10 protein-coding genes are annotated in these 17,113 nt (G+C 66.2%); 6 read left to right on the top strand and 4 right to left on the bottom strand.

Annotated elements, in window-relative coordinates; all coding sequences use genetic code 11:
• Positions 1–15 precede the first annotated feature (15 nt).
• The gene (locus QW845_RS02975; protein ID WP_409997861.1) at positions 16–3,240 is read right to left on the bottom strand and encodes an Rne/Rng family ribonuclease; all 3,225 of its coding nucleotides are present in this window, start codon (positions 3,238–3,240) and stop codon (positions 16–18) included.
• 805 nt (positions 3,241–4,045) lie between these two features.
• On the opposite strand from QW845_RS02975, the gene QW845_RS02960 reads away from it, so the two are divergent.
• The 5 genes from QW845_RS02960 (at position 4,046) to QW845_RS02940 (ending at position 11,257) form a co-directional block, all read left to right on the top strand.
• Positions 4,046–5,362, top strand: a complete 1,317-nt coding sequence (locus tag QW845_RS02960; RefSeq protein ID WP_315800433.1) for an N-acetylmuramoyl-L-alanine amidase — start codon at positions 4,046–4,048, stop codon at positions 5,360–5,362.
• Positions 5,363–5,592: 230 nt separating this feature from the next.
• Positions 5,593–8,100, top strand: a complete 2,508-nt coding sequence (locus QW845_RS02955) for a penicillin-binding protein 1A (RefSeq protein ID WP_315800153.1) — start codon at positions 5,593–5,595, stop codon at positions 8,098–8,100.
• A gap of 127 nt (positions 8,101–8,227) precedes the next feature.
• Positions 8,228–9,362 (top strand): peptide chain release factor 2 gene (gene prfB, locus QW845_RS02950; protein ID WP_315737783.1). Its coding sequence is split into 2 segments (ribosomal slippage): positions 8,228–8,296 and positions 8,298–9,362, totalling 1,134 coding nucleotides; the frame shifts between segments, so codons are not numbered across the junction.
• 2 nt (positions 9,363–9,364) lie between these two features.
• Complete coding sequence (locus tag QW845_RS02945) at positions 9,365–10,246, top strand: NAD(P)-dependent oxidoreductase (protein ID WP_315800432.1); 882 nt, start codon at positions 9,365–9,367, stop codon at positions 10,244–10,246.
• Between the two features lie 108 nt (positions 10,247–10,354).
• Positions 10,355–11,257 (top strand): DMT family transporter, encoded by a 903-nt coding sequence (locus QW845_RS02940; RefSeq protein ID WP_409997860.1) that lies wholly within the window; start codon positions 10,355–10,357, stop codon positions 11,255–11,257.
• Between the two features lie 11 nt (positions 11,258–11,268).
• Here the strand turns inward: QW845_RS02940 and upp are convergent, their stop codons facing one another.
• Complete coding sequence (upp, locus tag QW845_RS02935; protein ID WP_315800151.1) at positions 11,269–11,904, bottom strand: uracil phosphoribosyltransferase; 636 nt, start codon at positions 11,902–11,904, stop codon at positions 11,269–11,271.
• Between the two features lie 53 nt (positions 11,905–11,957).
• Positions 11,958–13,685, bottom strand: coding sequence for a cation:proton antiporter (locus QW845_RS02930; protein WP_315800150.1), 1,728 nt, complete (start codon positions 13,683–13,685; stop codon positions 11,958–11,960).
• Between the two features lie 25 nt (positions 13,686–13,710).
• On the opposite strand from QW845_RS02930, the gene QW845_RS02925 reads away from it, so the two are divergent.
• A complete protein-coding gene (locus QW845_RS02925; RefSeq protein WP_315800149.1) occupies positions 13,711–14,265 on the top strand; it encodes a DUF3124 domain-containing protein in 555 nt (184 codons plus the stop codon).
• 12 nt (positions 14,266–14,277) lie between these two features.
• Here QW845_RS02925 and QW845_RS02920 read toward each other — a convergent pair whose 3' ends face one another.
• Positions 14,278–16,428 (bottom strand): PAS domain-containing methyl-accepting chemotaxis protein, encoded by a 2,151-nt coding sequence (locus QW845_RS02920; RefSeq protein WP_315800148.1) that lies wholly within the window; start codon positions 16,426–16,428, stop codon positions 14,278–14,280.
• Positions 16,429–17,113: the final 685 nt, after the last annotated feature.

Here is a 17,113-nt window from a genome sequence, read left to right as displayed (position 1 = left end):
GTCGGAGAGCGGGGGCTACTGCCCGCCACCGAAACGGCGGGACCACCAGCCGGCCCGGCGCGGGGCCGCAGGGGACGAGGAATCGGTGGCCGCCGGCTCGGTGGCAACCGGTTCGGACGCCGCGACGTCGGCAGCCGGAGCGGGCGTGCTGCTCTCGGCGACGTTGACGGCCGAAACCGCGCTCTCCGGCCTGGGCTCGGTGAGGAAGCTGACCTTCTCGCGAACCGTCGAACGCCGCGGGGTCTTCTCGGATTCCGTCTTCGGAGCCTCGGTCTGCTGCACTTCGGGTTGACCGGGAGCAGCCTGGGGCATTGGCGCGGAGGCGCCAGCGAGGGGCTCATCGGCCTCGGTTGCGGCCGACGCCTGGACCGGCGCCGCGGGTTCTGCCGGCTCTTCCTCGTCGTGGTGGGAAGCGCCGTTGCCGTCGAAATCGGCCACGGCGGCTTCTGCCTCCGATGCCGAAGCTGGCGCGAGCTCGTCGCCGATCGACGCGGCGAGACCTTCTTCCGCGCCACCGCGCCGACGGCGACCGCCGCGACGTCCACGCCGGCGCGGACGCCGCTCGCCGCCAGGCTGATCCGTCTGCTCGCCCTGGGCGAACGCAGGCTGTTCCTCCGACTCGTCGTCTTCGCCGTCGGAGTCCTCGGCTGACTGGTCGGCGGCAGGGCCCGGCTCCGCGGGCTGCAGTCCGGCCGTTCCTTCAGGCAGCGCGCCCTCGCGGGTCTCGCCGCCGCGGCCGCGCCGGCGCCGGCGCCGCTTGCGACGCGCGCCGTCCCGCTCGCCTTCGACAGCGCTGCCGTCGGCCGTGTCCTCGGACAGGCCTTCGGTCTCCTCGGTCTCGAGCTCGGATTCCGTCTCGATGTCGAACGGTTCTTCCTCGTCGTAGATGTCCTCGGCCACCAGCGGCGGGGCTGAGGCCTGCGCCGCGAGCAGCGCCTTGGCGGCCTCGAGCGTATGCACCTGCTCGCCGCGATCGATGATGAAGGATTGCTGGCCGCTCACGCTCGGGTCGGCGATGACGGCGAGCGAGACCTTGAAGCTGTTCTCGAGGTCGCGCAGATGGCCGCGCTTGTGGTTGAGCACGTAGAGCGCCACCTCGGTGCGGGTGCGGACCACGAGGTTGTGGGTCGCGCCCTTCATCAGCGTTTCTTCGAGGCTGCGCAGCAGCTGCAGCGCCACCGAGGATACCGAGCGCACATGGCCGGTGCCGCCGCAATGCGCGCACGGCTCGGTCGAGCTTTCCAGCACGCTGGCACGGATGCGCTGGCGCGACATCTCCAACAGGCCGAAGTGCGAGATCCGGCCGACCTGGATGCGCGCGCGATCCTGCCGCAGGCAGTCCGACAGCTTGCGCTCGACGGAGCGGTTGTTGCGCTTCTCGTCCATGTCGATGAAGTCGATGACGATCAGCCCGGCGAGGTCGCGCAAACGGAGCTGCCGCGCCACTTCCTCGGCCGCCTCCATATTGGTCTTGAGCGCGGTGTCCTCGATGTGATGCTCGCGCGTGGCGCGGCCGGAGTTCACGTCGATCGAGACCAGCGCCTCGGTCTGGTTGAGCACGATATAGCCGCCGGAGCGCAGCTGCACGGTCGGAGAGAACATCGCGTCGAGCTGGCTCTCGACGCCCATCCGCGAGAACAGCGGCTGGCCGTCGCGATACTGTTTCACCGCCCGGACGTTGGTCGGCATCAGCATCTTCATGAAGTCGTGCGCCTCGCGGTAGCCGTCTTCACCGGCCACCAGGATCTCGTCGATCTCCTTGTTGTAGAGGTCGCGCAGCGAGCGCTTGATCAGCGAGCCTTCCTCGTAGACCAGCGTCGGCGCCTGCGACTTCAAGGTCATGTCGCGGACCGTTTCCCACAGCCGCAGCAGATATTCGAAGTCGCGCTTGATCTCGGGCTTGGTGCGGTTGGCGCCGGCGGTGCGCAGGATCACGCCCATGCCCTCGGGCACGTCGAGGTCCTGCACCACTTCCTTCAAGCGCGAGCGGTCCTGCGCGGAGGTGATCTTGCGGCTTATGCCGCCGCCGCGGGCGGTGTTGGGCATCAGCACGGCGTAGCGGCCGGCGAGCGACAGATAGGTCGTCAGCGCGGCGCCCTTGTTGCCGCGCTCCTCCTTCACGACCTGCACCAGCATCACCTGGCGGCGCTTGATGACCTCCTGGATCTTGTACTGCCGGCGCGGACGGAAGGTGCGCTCCGGCACTTCTTCCAGCACGTCGTCGCCGCCGACGGATTCGACGAGCTCTTCCTCGATCTCCTCGCCGTCGTCCTCGTCGTCCTCGTGGTCGCCGGACACGGCCTCAGAGCCGTTCTCGTCGCCGGGCACGATGGTGACGCCGTGATCCGCGTGCTCGGCCATGGGAGCGACGTCATCGTCGTGATCGTGCTCATCGTGATCATGCTCGTGATGGTCGTGCTCGTGATGATCGAGCTCATCATGCTCGTGCTCGCCATCATGATGCTCGTCATGACCGTGGCTCTCATGGTCATGCTCGTCGGCGTGCTCGTCCGCTCCGAGGACGGGGCTGGCTGCCTCGGTGGCGGGCGCGTCGCCGGTCTGCGCGACTTCGCCAGTGGGCTGCTCGGCGGCGGCGTCGTGGGCCTGCGCGGCGACGGCATCATGCGGTTCTTCGGCATGGCCGTGCGATTCGTCGGCTGCGCCTTGTTGAGCTTCGCCCGGCGCGTCCTGGTCGTGGGTCTCGACCGGGCCCTCGGAGAAGCCTTGCGCCTCGGTCGCGTCGGCGTGCGGCTGATCGTCCTGCGCATAGGCGTGGTGCTCAGGCGCCTCGTGGTCGGCCTCATGCCCCTCGGTCTGGGCAGGGAGGCCCGCCTCGGCGGCCTCGACGATCTCGCTCTGGACGCGTTCGCCGCTGCCGCGGCGCCGTGAACTGCGGTGCCGGTTGCGGCGGCGATTGGAGCGGTTCTCGCTTTCCTCTTCGGCTTCGCGGTGCGCGCGCTCCTCGGCTTCGATCAGAGCCTGCCGGTCGGCGACTGGGATCTGATAGTAGTCCGGATGGATTTCGCTGAAGGCGAGGAAGCCGTGGCGGTTGCCGCCATACTCGACGAAGGCGGCCTGCAGCGAGGGCTCAACGCGGGTAACCTTGGCGAGGTAGATGTTGCCGCGGAGCTGCTTGCGTTGGGCCGTTTCGAAATCAAATTCCTCGACGCGGTTGCCGCGGACGACAACGACCCGGGTCTCTTCCGGGTGGGTAGCATCGATCAACATTTTGTTGGGCATATTGGAACTCTTGGAGGCGACGGGCGCGATTGGCCGCGAGCGCGTGGCGCGCTGTCGGATGACGCGACGGTCCACCTGATTCGGGGGTGAGGGGAAGGCCTAAACGCAGCTGGTCGCGCCGCGCCAACCCTGATGCCGGCGGGGCGATTGGCCGGGCGGGGGTCTGGCCCCGCATCGGCGCGGATCGTCCGCTGGTCATGGTTGGCAACTCAGTCTGGCGCATCAAGCGTCGGCCCGTCTGGAATATGTGGGCGGCAGCGGGTGCCGCCTTCTCTGTTGCCGAAGGCCAGATTGCGCCGAAACGCTTGCCTGGATCGAATACCCACCCTGTCACAGGCGCGGTATCAGGCTATACCGTGTCTGACCTGGTGCCCGGGCGGTCTCTGCGAGGAGGCGCCCTGACAGGCGCCACTCGGCTCGTGACCGGCTCTCCGTTGCGGCCGCGCGGGATCGCGCAGGCTTTGGTGGAGCGTCGGAAAGGCGCTGGAATCTCCGCCACGATCAAGGACTCGATACCGAGCACCCCGATCACGAAGCTTCCGGCGTTTCACCGGAGGTTGAACGCGACACAACCGGCAGTAAGGATTAGCCTTCAGCCCTTCGTACATACGAGGAATGGTCAGGTCGCGCAAGCGAAGCGTCGCGGAACCGCAACAATCGGTGGCCTTTAACGAAAATGACAAAATTTGGCGATTAACCCCTGGGATTGGTTGCGGTAAGACGATCCCGCGGAGGCATCGATTTGGCAGTTGGCCGGGCGAATTACCTTTCCTTGCTGGGATGCGCGTCACTGTGCGTCACGCAAATGTTATGCGCGGCCGCCATTCCGGCCCGCGCCCAGAGCGGGCCGGTCGGCCAGGTTCCGCCTGCCGTAGTCGGGCCCGGGTTCCCGATCGCCACCGATGCACGGGTCGCCGGCGATTCCCGACAGACCCGATTCGTGCTCGATCTCGACCGGACGGTGCCGTTTCGAGCCTTCCTGCTCAGCGAACCCTATCGCGTCGTCGTCGACCTGCCCCAGGTCAGCTTTCATCTGCCCACGGGAGCCGGGACCAGCGGCCGTGGTCTGGTGAAGGCGTTCCGCTATGGGATGGTGATGCCTGGTGGGTCCCGCATCGTCTTCGATCTCACCGGCCCGGCCCGAATCGCCAACTCCACGGTGCTGGATGCCGCCAACGGCCAGCCGCCGCGGCTGGTGCTCGAACTGGAGGAGGTCGACGAGGCGACTTTCGCCCGCGCCATCGGCAGCGACAGCCGGGCCAGGCCTGCCGATTCGGGTTCCGCGACGGCGTCCGTCGCGGTCGCAGGGAACCCCGCGCCGGCAGTCCGGCCGCCGCCGACGACGGTCGCCATCGCCACCCCTCCGACGGATGGCCCGCCGGACACCCGGCCCGTGGTCGTGATCGACCCCGGTCATGGAGGTATCGACTACGGCACGCAGGGCGGCGAGGTGCCGGAGAAGAATCTGGTGCTCGCCTTCGGCCAGGCGCTGCGCGACCGGCTGGAACGGTCGGGCAAGTTCCGCGTGGTCATGACCCGCGACGACGACACCTTCATCCCGCTCGGAGACCGGGTCCGCATCGCCCAGAAGCAATCGGCGGCTCTGTTCGTCTCCATCCACGCCGACGCGCTGCCGCGGGGTGAGGGCACTGCGCAGGGCGCGACCATCTACACGCTGTCGGACAAGGCGTCCGACGTCGAGGCGGAACGGCTGGCCGAGACCGAGAACCGCGCCGACCAGATCGGCGGGGTCAATCTGACAGAGGAGCCGGCCGACGTCGCCGACATCCTGATCGATCTGGCCCGCCGGGAAACACGCACGTTTTCCAACAGGTTCGCCCGTGTGCTGATGAACGACATGAAGACGGCGGTGCATATGCATAAGCGCCCGCTGAAATCGGCCGGTTTCCGCGTCCTCAAGGCGCCCGACGTGCCATCCGTGCTGGTCGAACTCGGCTATGTCTCCAATAAGGGCGATATGGGGAACCTGGTCTCCGACGCATGGCGGTCGCGCACGGCGGACGCAATGGCGCGGGCGATCGATGCCTTTCTGGCCAAGCGCATTGCCAATGCGGGCCCCGAGAGGCCGGACAAGCCGGTGGCGGTCCGCGCAAAGCCCTAGTTTGGCCACAGCAACATCCGTATAAACGTGCTGCGAGGCACCCGGAATCAGTGAGGATTCCTTCTCGGCAGACTTGTGATAGGCTTGACCGCTGATAGGCTTGACCATGCGTTTCTCTGGCATGGGTCACGCGGCATTGCAGCCGACCGTGTGATTTTTGGCGGTAGCGCCCGTGGGTGCGCCGCGTCCGAGCCGAGAGACGAAACAAGAGTTGGAACGGATATTCGCCGATGCGCTTTCTGGTGCGGTTTTTGGGCTTCCTGTTCGCGGCCGGTACCGTCTTGTTCCTGGTCGGTGTGGCAGCAGCGGCCGGCCTGATCTGGCATTTTTCCAAGGATCTGCCTGACTACTCCCAGCTGCAGGATTATGAGCCGCCGGTGATGACGCGCGTGCACGCGGTCGACGGCTCGCTGGTCGGTGAATATGCCCGGGAGCGCCGGCTGTACCTGCCGATCCAGGCGGTTCCCAAGCTCGTGATCAACGCCTTCCTCGCCGCCGAGGACAAGAACTTCTATGAGCATGGCGGCATCGATTTCACCGGCATGGCGCGCGCTGCCGTGGTCTACGCCCAGAACTTCGGTTCGAATCGCCGGCCGCAGGGCGCCTCCACCATCACCCAGCAGGTCGCCAAGAACTTCCTGTTGACCAACGAGGTGTCGTTCGCCCGCAAGATCAAGGAAGCGCTGCTGGCGATGCGCATCGAGCGCACCTACTCGAAGGACAAGATTCTCGAGCTCTATCTCAACGAGATCTATCTCGGCTCCGGCGCCTACGGCATCGCCGCGGCGTCGCTGGTCTATTTCGACAAGTCGGTCAACGAACTGACGGTGGCCGAGGCCGCCTATCTGGCGGCTCTGCCGAAGATGCCGGGCAGCCTGCATCCGATCCGGAACCGCGACCGTGCCATCGAGCGCCGCAACTACGTCGTCGATCGTCTGCTCGAGAACGGCTGGATCAAGCAGGCCGACGCCGACAAGGCGCGCAAGGATCCGCTGACGATCGCGAGCCGCAACACCGGCGCCCACATCTTCGCGGGTGAATATTTCGCCGAGGAAGTGCGCCGTGACATCTTCGAGCGCTATGGCGAGAAGAAGCTCTACGAGGGCGGCCTGTCGGTCCGGACGACGCTCGATCCGAAGATCCAGGTCATGGCGCGCAAGGCCATGGTCGCCGGACTCGTGAGGTACGACCAGGAGCAGGGCTATCGCGGAGCTGTCTCCAAGCTCGACACGTCGGGTGATTGGGGTGTGAAGCTCGCCGACATCAAGTCGCTCTCCGACATCTCGCCCTGGCGGATGGCCGTAGTGCTCGAGACCAGTGACCAGTCCGCCCGCATCGGCTTCCAGCCGCCGCGCGAACTCGGCGGCGCCGTCAGCAAGGAGCGCCAGACCGGCCTGATCACGCTTGACGGCGTGAAATGGGCGCGGGCTGCGACGGCCAACGGCCGCGGCAAGGTGCCGACGTCGGTCGCCCAGGTGCTGCAGCCGGGCGACGTGATCTATGCCGATCCGCTGTACAAGGAAGGCAATCCGGTCGAAGGCCAGTATCGCCTCGAGCAACTGCCCGAAGTGTCCGGCGCGATGGTTGCCATGGACCCGAACACCGGCCGTGTGCTCGCGATGGTCGGCGGCTTCTCCTTCGACCAGAGCCAGTTCAACCGCGCAACGCAGGCCTACCGGCAGCCCGGATCGTCATTCAAGCCGATCGTCTATTCTTCGGCGCTCGACAACGGCTATACGCCGTCGACCCAGGTCGTCGACGCACCGATCGAGATCGACCAGGGGCAGGGCGGGCAGGTCTGGCGCCCCGACAACTTCTCCAACGGGAAATATCTCGGGCCCACGACCTTGCGCAACGCGCTGCGTCTGTCGCTGAACACGGTGACCGTGCGTCTCGCGCAGGACGTCGGCATGCCGCTGATTTCCGAATACGCCAAGCGGTTCGGAGTCTATGACGAGCTGCCGAATTACTTGTCCTACGCCCTCGGCGCCGGCGAAACCACGGCCATGCGCATGGTCACCGCCTATTCGATGATCGCCAATGGCGGCCGTCGGGTGAAGCCGACCTTGATCGACCGCATCCAGGACCGCTACGGCCACACCATCTTCAAGCATGATGCCCGGGAGTGCCGTGGCTGCGACGCCCCGGACGGCTGGAAGAACCAGAGCGAGCCGCAGCTGGTCGACCGCCGGGAGCAGGTTCTGGATACGATGACGGCCTACCAGATCACCTCGATGCTCGAGGGCGTGGTGCAGGCGGGCACGGCGACCGTGCTGAAGGAGGTCGGCAAGCCGATCGCCGGCAAGACCGGCACCACCAACGAGGCCAAGGACGCATGGTTCGTCGGCTTCTCGCCCGACCTCGCCGTCGCGATCTACATGGGTTACGACAAGCCGCGGCCGCTCGGTCGGGGTAACGCTGCGACCGGCGGTCATCTGGCCGCACCGATCGCAAAAGACTTCATGAAGCTCGCGCTGGCCGACAAGCCGGCCACGCCCTTCAAGATCCCGGCCGGCATCAAGCTGGTCCGTGTCGATGCCAAGACGGGCATGCGCGCAAGCCCTGGCGACGGCGGCCGCACGATCATGGAAGCATTCAAGCCGGGTACGGCGCCGCCGGACAACTACTCCGTCATCGGTGTCGCCGACGCCGATGGACGCGTGATGCCGTCGCAGAGCGGCGGCCAGCCTGATGCTGGCAGCTTCATCATCCGTCCAGGCACGGGAAGCCTCTATTAGGCTATTGGGCCGGCTGAAACTGATGCCGTTGCGGCGCGGAGCGATTGCGCTTTGCGCCGAGCGCCGTTACATCCCCCTGTGAGAGACGATGCTGCGGCGCTTGGAGCCGCGGCCTGAAGAGAGCGACATGCGCGCGGAAATCGAGAAAATCGTAGAAGAGATCAAGCAGTCGGTCGGGCTGCTGAGGAGGCATCTTTGACGTCGAGACATCGACGGCAAGGCTGGCCGAGCTGAACAAGCTCGCCGAAGACCCCAATCTCTGGAACGACCCCCAAAAAGCTCAGCGGCTGATGCAGGAGCGGACCTCGCTGGAGGACTCGCTGACCGGCATCGGCAAGGTCGAGCGTGAGCTCAGCGACAACATCGAGATGATCGAGCTTGGCGAGGCCGAGAACGATCCCGGCGTCGTCACTGAAGCCGAGAATGCGCTGAAGGAGCTGAAGAAGGAGGTCGCGCGGCGCGAGCTCGAGGCGCTCCTGTCCGGCGAGGCCGACAAGTTCGACACCTATCTCGAGGTCCATGCCGGCGCCGGCGGCACCGAGAGCCAGGACTGGGCGCAGATGCTGCTGCGCATGTACACACGCTGGGCCGAGACCCACGGCTTCAAGGTCGAGTATCTCGAGGAATCGCTGGGTGAAGAGGCGGGCATCAAGTCCGCGACCATCCAGATCTCCGGGCACAACGCTTATGGCTGGCTGAAGACGGAAGCCGGCGTGCATCGCCTGGTCCGGATCTCGCCGTTCGATTCGAATGCGCGGCGCCACACCTCGTTCTCTTCGGTGCAGATCTTCCCGGTCATCGATGACAGCATCAAGATCGACATCAAGGAGTCCGACGTCCGTGTCGACACGATGCGGTCGGGCGGCGCCGGCGGCCAGCACGTCAACAAGACCGAATCGGCGGTGCGGCTGACGCACATCCCGACCGGTGTCGCGGTGGTCTGCCAGGCCGGCCGCTCACAGCACAAGAACCGGGCCCAGGCCTGGGACATGTTGCGCGCGCGGCTCTACGAGATCGAGCTGAAGAAGCGCGAGGAGAAGGCGGCGGCGGATCAGGCGGCCAAGACCGAGATCGGCTGGGGCCACCAGATCCGCTCCTACGTGCTGCAGCCCTATCAGATGGTGAAGGATCTGCGCACCGGCGTGCAGACGTCGGACACCGCGGGCGTGCTCGACGGCGATCTCGACGAGTTCATGGCCGCGACCCTGGCACAGCGCGCGTTCGGCACGACGCCGGGTGCCGCGATCGAGGACGTGGATTGAGCGTGGCGCGCGTCGCCTTCATCGGGCTCGGGCGGATGGGCCACGGCATGGCCGGCCGCTATCTCGATGCCGGCTATTCCGTGGCGGTCTGGAATCGGAGCAAGGCAAAGGCCGAGGATCTGATCGCGCGCGGCGCGCGCTGGTCGACCTCGCCGGCCGATGCGGCGATCGATGCCGTCGCCGTCGTCACCATGGTTGCGGATGACGACGCCTCGCGCGCGGTGTGGCTCGGGCCGGATGGCGCTGCCGCCACCATGCGGGTCGGCACGATTGCGATCGAATGTTCGACCGTATCGCGTGATCATACGCTGCGCCTGTCGCGCGAGCTGAATGCGCGCGGCGTGACATATCTCGACTGTCCGGTGACCGGGCTGCCCGACGCGGCCGCAAGCGGCAAGCTGACCCTGCTGATCGGCGCCGACGCCGCCGATCTCGACCGCGCCCGGCCCTATCTGGCGCCGATCGGCTCGACCATTCGCCATTTCGGACCGGTGGGCACCGGGACCGTCTACAAGCTGATCAACAACCTGCTTGGCGCGATGCAGATCGCGGGTCTCGCCGAAGGGCTCGCGATCGCCGAGCAGGCCGGGCTCGACATGAATCTCGTGCTCGAGGCGATCCAGGGCGGCGTCGCGGCGAGCCCGCAGGTGCTGCGCCATGCGCCGCGCATGATCGCGCGCAACTTCGCCAATGCGAGCTTTACCGCAGCACTCCGTCACAAGGATGCAGCCTATGCGCTGCAGCTCGCCGAGGAACTGCTCGGTGAGCGCCCCGTCATGGCCCAGGCGGCCGTCGATGCCTATGCACGGGCGAAGGCTGCGATGCCGGATGAGGACGAAGGCCGGATGATCGAGCTGATCTCGCGGCCGGGATCCGTGCCGTAGACCTTCGTACGCCGGCAACGGAAAGCGGGTGGACGGCGCGAGGCTTCGCCTGCAACGCTCGCGCGGATGAAACGGCGGTTTGCGGCGATGACATCCCAGAACGAGAGAATGGACGCGCGGGACTGGTCGTTGCTCGGCCTGCTGTCGCTGCTGTGGAGCGGGTCGTTCATCTTCAACGGCCTCGCCTTGAAGGAATTGCCGCCGCTGACGCTGGTGCTGCTGCGCATCGTGCTGGCGGCTGCGATTCTGCTGCCGGTGGCGCGCCTGCGCGGGCTCGGTTTTCCCAGGGGGATTGTCGGTTGGCTGCCGTTCCTCGCCGTGGCGCTGTTCAACAATGTCGTGCCGTTCTGCTTGATCGTGATCGGCCAGACGTTCATCACCTCCGGTCTTGCCGCGGTGCTCAACGCGACCACGCCGCTGTTCACCATCGTGGTAATGGCTGCCGCGGGGGAGGAAAGGCTGTCGGTCCGGCGGGCTGCGGGCCTGATCGTGGGCCTCGTCGGCGTCGTGATCCTGCGAGGCGGATCGGGGCTCGGCGGCTCGGCCGGCGGCTACGGCATTCTGTTCGGTCTTGGCGCATCGCTCAGCTACGGCATCGCCGCGCTGCTGGTGCGCCGCCATCTCGCCCAATCGCCGCCGCTCGCAACCGCCACCTTCCAGCTCTCGGCTTCGAGCGTGATGATGCTGGTCATCGCCGGCACGGTCGACCAGCCCTGGCGTCTCCCGCTTCCCGGGCTGCAGACGTGGCTCGCGGTCATCGGCCTTGCGGCGCTGTCGACGGCATTCGCCTATATCGTGTTCTTCCAGATACTGCGCCGCTCCGGGGCGACCAACGTGATGCTGGTGACCTTGTTGATTCCGTTGACGACGATCCTGCTCGGGTCGCTGGTGCTCGGCGAAAGCATCTCGTTGCGGGAGATCAGCGGTGCGCTGGTGATCGGGAGCGCGCTGCTGGTGATCGATGGTCGCATCCTCAGTGTCATTCGCCTTTCACCGCGACCGTCCTGCTGAACCGTTCACGATCACTTCGTGCCGAACATCCGATCGCCGGCATCGCCGAGACCGGGCACGATGTAGGCGTGGTCATTCAGCTTCTCGTCGATCGCTGCGGTCCAGATCGGGATGTCCGGATGCTCCTTCTCGAACTTGGCGATGCCTTCTGGTGCCGCCAGCAGGCAGACGAAACGGATGTCGCGGGCGCCGCGCGTCTTGAGCAGCTCGGCAGCCGCGCAGGCGGAGTTGCCGGTCGCGAGCATCGGGTCCATCAGGATCACGGTGCGGTCGCTCAGATCCTGGGGCGCCTTGAAGTAGTACTCGACGGCCTGCAGCGTGTTGGGATCGCGGTAGAGCCCGATATGGGCGATGCGCGCGGACGGCATCAGCGCCAGCATGCCGTCGAGGAAGCCGACGCCGGCGCGCAGGATCGGCGCCAGGGTGAGCTTCTTGCCGGCGATCTTCGGCGCCTTCATCGGCGCGATCGGCGTTTCGATGTCGACGAGCTCGAGCGGCAGGTCGCGCGTGACCTCATAGGCCAGCAGCATGCCGATCTCGTTCAGGAGCTCGCGGAAGCCCTTGGTCGAGCGGTCACGCTCGCGCATCAAGGAGAGCTTGTGCTGGACCAGCGGGTGATCGACGACGTGAACGCTCGTGTTTGCCATGATTCAAGTCCAGCGGGATCAGAGATTGTGTCGGAGATGGATACGCGCCCGGCTCATGGCAGCACCTCGCGGCGGTCGGCGAGCATCGCCTCGGCCTGGCTGCGGCGCTCGGAGAGGAGCCCGGCGCTGGCGTCCTGGATCAGGTTGAGCAGCACCTGCGCATCGCTGAGCCGCGGCACGGTCACATAGTCGGCGCCGGCATCGTAGAGGTCGTTGACGTCGGCGAGCAGGTCGGCGGTCGCGACGATCTTGGCCGTTGCATTGATGCTGCGCACGTGGCGCACCAGCTTCTCGTTGTTGGCGCCCTTGAGCAGCGAGTCCGGGATGCTCAGGATGATCAACTCGGCCTGGCCGACCCCCGCGTGAATCAGCGTGTCGACATTGCTGATGTCGCCATAGGTCACCTGGATGCCGCGATCGGACAGGGTGCGGAAGACCACCGGGTTGAAATCGACCACGCCGATCTGTTCCAGCAGCGCCGGCTCGTTGCGCTCGATCTCGCTGAGGAGGGCGCTGGCCGTGCGGAAGAAACCGAGGAGAACGATCGGCCGTCCGGCGCCGTGCCCGCCCTCATGGCCGGCCTCGCCGTCCTTGCTCGAATCGAGGTCGCGCAGCCCGAGCCGCTTGAGCAGCGGGATGCTTCGCCGCGCGATCGGGTCGGAGCGCACGATGACGAAGGTCGAGAGCACCGCGAGCAGCACGAAGGCGAAGGACGCCGCGCTCGACGTGCCGTTCTTGAGGTGGCCGGCGGCGGCGCCGGTCTGGATCACCACCAGCGAGAATTCGCTGATCTGGGCAAGGTTGAGCGCCGGCAGCAGGCTGGCGCGCAGGCCCTGCCGCATCATGTAGAGCGGCGTAAAGGTGGTGAGCAGCCGGCTCGCCACCGTGAAGAGCGCGATCACCAGCGCCAGCCCGACCACGGACAGCGTCGGGATCGGGATGGTCATGCCGAGCGCGACGAAGAACAGCGTGATGAAGAAATCGCGCAGGGTCGTGACCTTGGCGGTGACGTCGAGCGCATAGGGGAAGGTCGAGAGCGAGACGCCCGCAACCAGTGAGCCCATCTCGCGCGACAGGTGCAGCCTTTCTGCGATCTCGCCGATCAGGAAGCACCAGGCCAGCGCGCCGAGCAGGATCAGCTCGGGGGTGCGCGCGATGCGGTGGAACACCGGCGGCAAGACGTAGCGGCTGAGCAACAGGGCGATCGCGACCAGCGTGCCGGCGCGGGCGAAAGACAGCAGGATCACGCTGACATGGAGGTCGTCGAGGCTCGGCTGCACCGCCAGAAACAGGATCGCGAACACGTCCTGCAGAACTAGCACGCCGAGCGTGATGCGGCCGGGCAGGGTGTCGAGCTCGCGCTTCTCGTACAGCACCTTGACGATGATCACGGTCGAGGACAGCGCGCAGGCGACGCAGAGATAGAGCGCGTCGTAGCTTTCGGCACCCATCCGCATGCCGATCGCGACGAAGAACAGGATGCCGAGCGCGGCACCGCCGAGCAGCTGGACGCCGCCGGCAATCAGAATCACCGGGCCGGCGCGGATGATCTTCTTGAGGTCGATCTCGAGCCCGATCATGAACAGCATGAAGATCAGGCCGAGTTCCGAGATCACGGAAATCGACTCCTGGGACTTGACCCAGCCGGTGCCGAAGGGGCCAATGGCGAAGCCCGCGACCAGATAAGCGAGAATCGAGGGCTGGCGCCATCTGTGCGCCGCCAGTCCAAGCACCCACGCAAACAGGATGCAGAGCGTGATGTCGCCGATCAGTTCATGCATGAAGCAACCCCCGAGGCGGCAACTTATGTCGGGCCGCCGCGCAAGGAAACCCGCAATCTGTCACATCCGGACCGGCGCATTCGCGCTGCTGCTCATCGCAGCTGTTGCGGCCGGCGCGGCGCAGGCGGCCGACGACGTGACCACGACTTTCGCGAGCTCGCTGACGCCAGTTCCGGCGCAGCCCGTCACGGTCACGGGCGCCGTCTACGTCCCCGTCTATTCCAGCGTCGCGATGACCCCGGGCCGGGTCCAGGCCGATTTCTCGGTGACGCTGAGCATCCACAACGCCTCCGAGCAGCGGCCTCTGATCGTCCGGCGCATCAACTATTACGACACGGCCGGCACGCTGGTGGAGGCGCATCTGCGCGAGCCCGTCGCCTTGAGGCCGTTCGCGACCGTCGAGATCTTCGTGCCCGTCAAGGACACCCGCGGCGGCACCGGCGCCAATTTCGTCATCGACTGGGCCGCGACCGGTGAGATCGCCGAGCCCGTCGTCGAGGCGCTGATGGTCGGCGGCATCGGCGCCGGCCACTACGCCTTCATCAGTCAGGGTCGCCCGATCCGGCTGACCGGGCGATGAGAGCGGGGCGGCTCAGGCCGCCCGCACGTTGTCGAGGAATCTGTCGACCTCCTGCCGCAGCCGGTCGCTCTCCTGCGACAGCGACTGCGCCGCCGACAGCACGCTTCCCGACGCGGAGCCGGTCTGCGAGGCGCCGCGCTGGACGTCGACGATGTTGGTGTTGACCTCGGTGGTGCCCCGCGACGCCTCCTGGATGTTGCGCGAGATCTCCTGCGTCGCCGCGCCCTGCTGCTCGACGGCGGCGGCGATGGTCGAGGAGATTTCCGACAGCCGCTCGATGGTCGTGCTGATCTCCCGGATCGCCGACACCGATTCCTGCGTCGCCGCCTGGATGCCCGAGATCTGCTGGGCGATCTCGCCGGTCGCCTTCGAGGTCTGCTCGGCGAGCGCCTTGACCTCGGACGCAACCACCGCGAAGCCGCGGCCGGCATCGCCGGCGCGCGCCGCCTCGATGGTGGCGTTCAGCGCCAGCAGGTTGGTCTGGCCGGCGATGGTGTTGATCAGCTCGACCACGTCGCCGATCCGCGCGGCCGCCTTCGACAGCTCGTTGACGCGGTCGTTGGTGGTGCGCGCCTGATCGACGGCGCCGTTGGCGATGCGCGCCGATTCCTGGACTTGCCGGCTGATCTCGGTCACCGACGAGGTCAGCTCCTCGGTGGCCGAGGCGACCGACTGCACGTTCGTCGCGGCCTGCTCGGACGCGGCGGCCACGGTGGTGGCGAGCTCCTGCGAGCGCGTCGCGTTCGAGGTCAGCGTGCCGGCGGACGTCTCGAGCTGGGACGAGGCCGAGGACACCGTCTGCACGATGCCGCCGATCGCGCTTTCGAATTCGCTGGCGAGCTTGTTCATTCCGGCCTTGCGCTTGACCTCGGCCGAGTGCTGCACAGCCTTCACTTCCTCGCTGTTGAAGCGGACGATGGCCTGCACGGTCTGCAGGTTGCGCAGCGCCTCGCCGATCTCGTCGTCGCGCTCTACCGGAATGCGGTTGTCGAGCTTGCCCTGGCTGATGTTCTGCATCGCGTCGTTGAGCACCTTGAGCGGCCGCAGCACCGCGCGGATGCTCTGCAGGCTGAACGTGGCGCCGATTCCGATGCCCGCCAGGATCATCACCGAAATGATCGCGAGCACCACCAGATATTGACTCTCGGCCTCCTCGTAGAGCGCCTTGCCTTCCTTCACCTGGATCTCGACGAGCTTGTCGAGCTCGTGCTTGGCGGCCTCGAACAGATCATGCCCCTTGGTGGCGATATGCTGGCTCGCTTCGTCGAACTTGCCCTGCTCGAGCAGAGCCAGGCCTGGCCTGATGCCTTCCTCCAGATAGGCCTTGCGCCTGATCGCGAAGGCATCGGCGACAATCTTCTCCTCCGGGGTCAGGTAGCTCGCCATGTAGTCGGCCCAGACCTTGGTGATCCTGGCGCTGTTTCCGTCCACCAGCGCCCTGATGCCGTCAATCGGCTTTCCGGCCTTGCCGTTCGCCGCCGCGGACTGTTGCGACGACATGTTCTGCAAGGTGCGATCGTTGATCTCGAACAATTGCGCCAGCGGAATCGTGCGATCCTCGTACAGCGACTTCATGGCGACATTGGTGGAGCGGGTCGAAATCAGGCCGGCTGCGCCGATGATCAACATGAACACGCCCAGCACCGCGGCCAAGGTCGTCAGGCGCGCTTTGAGCGTACCCGTGAACAGCGACAGGCGGTCGAACACCGAGCGGCGGCGGATGATGCCCGCGCTGATGGTGTAGTCCTGCGCCTTGTTCTGGTTGAGAAGCCCGTACACCTTCTCGGCCTCGGCGCGCTGCTCAGCCGGCAGCTTGGTGCGGATCGAGGTGTAGCCGGTGATCTCGCCATTCTCGCGGATGGCCGACGCGGTCGCCTGCACCCAGTAGAAGTCACCGTTCTTGCGGCGGTTCTTGACGGCGCCGGCCCACGGCTTTCCTTGCTTCAGCGTGTCCCAGAGGTTGGCGAAAGCCGCCTCCGGCATGTCGGGATGGCGGATGATGTTGTGCGGCTGGCCCATCAGCTCGTCGGGAGTGAAGCCGGCGGCATCGACGAACTGCTCGTTGAAATAGGTCAGCTTGCCCTTCAGATCGGTGCGCGAGACGATCAGCGTCTCATCGGTGATCGGGTATTCATGGGTCGTGACGGGTAGATTCTTGCGCACGGTATGAACTCCATCTGCCCATTGAATCGGATTCGGAATTTGAACTTCGGACAATCGCGAGAAGGCGGTCCAATCGTTAAATGTTGCGTAAAAGATAGGCACCGTAGGACTACGCGTTGTGCGTTGCGATCGTTGGAGGGCCGGATACCGGCTCAAACAATCAGCAATAGAGCATGCGAAATCCCTCGTGACGCACGGGCGTCCGAGCTTTCGGCAGCGAGCCCTCGAGACGAGGGCGCAGGGAATGCCGGGTGAAGGCCTCACCCATGGCCCGCCTGCGAAAAAAATGCAGGCGGCAGGTACCACAGGCAAAGCCGTAACCGGCATTCCCTGCGCGATGGTTTTAACGATTTATACGCGATCTCCCCGGGGACCGGGCTTTCTTGCCCCCGTCATCCGCACCAGCGCATCTGCACCGGCACGAACTTGGCCTCAGCATCGGGAGGTCAGGACCACGCGACTTCATCGTTCGCGGCCGCCATGCCCGTCGTGCATCGCAGCCCACGTCCACCGCATCCCGCCCCAACGTCCGTGACGACGCGTACGCCCCTCGCAACGAGGCGGGATGCGCGGATCATACACGACTTCTGGAAAAAAGAAATAGGAAAGTTTGTGATTGTCGGGCTCTGCCGCATTCTCAGACATGCTCTGCAACGGGGGCCTGGTTCGACACTGCGGGCTCGCG

This window comes from Bradyrhizobium sp. SZCCHNS3002, from assembly GCF_032377435.1.
GTDB lineage: Bacteria > Pseudomonadota > Alphaproteobacteria > Rhizobiales > Xanthobacteraceae > Bradyrhizobium.
Note: the sequence above shows the minus strand (reverse complement) of the source record. Positions and strands in the feature narration are given on the sequence as shown.

Coding starts and splice junctions, on each gene's coding strand:
- upp (WP_315800151.1), bottom strand. CDS start 11,904: ATGGCAAACACGAGCGTTCACGTCGTCGATCACCCGCTGGTCCAGCAC.
- QW845_RS02960 (WP_315800433.1), top strand. CDS start 4,046: ATGTTATGCGCGGCCGCCATTCCGGCCCGCGCCCAGAGCGGGCCGGTC.
- QW845_RS02955 (WP_315800153.1), top strand. CDS start 5,593: ATGCGCTTTCTGGTGCGGTTTTTGGGCTTCCTGTTCGCGGCCGGTACC.
- QW845_RS02930 (WP_315800150.1), bottom strand. CDS start 13,685: ATGCATGAACTGATCGGCGACATCACGCTCTGCATCCTGTTTGCGTGG.
- QW845_RS02940 (WP_409997860.1), top strand. CDS start 10,355: ATGGACGCGCGGGACTGGTCGTTGCTCGGCCTGCTGTCGCTGCTGTGG.
- QW845_RS02975 (WP_409997861.1), bottom strand. CDS start 3,240: ATGCCCAACAAAATGTTGATCGATGCTACCCACCCGGAAGAGACCCGG.
- QW845_RS02925 (WP_315800149.1), top strand. CDS start 13,711: ATGTCGGGCCGCCGCGCAAGGAAACCCGCAATCTGTCACATCCGGACC.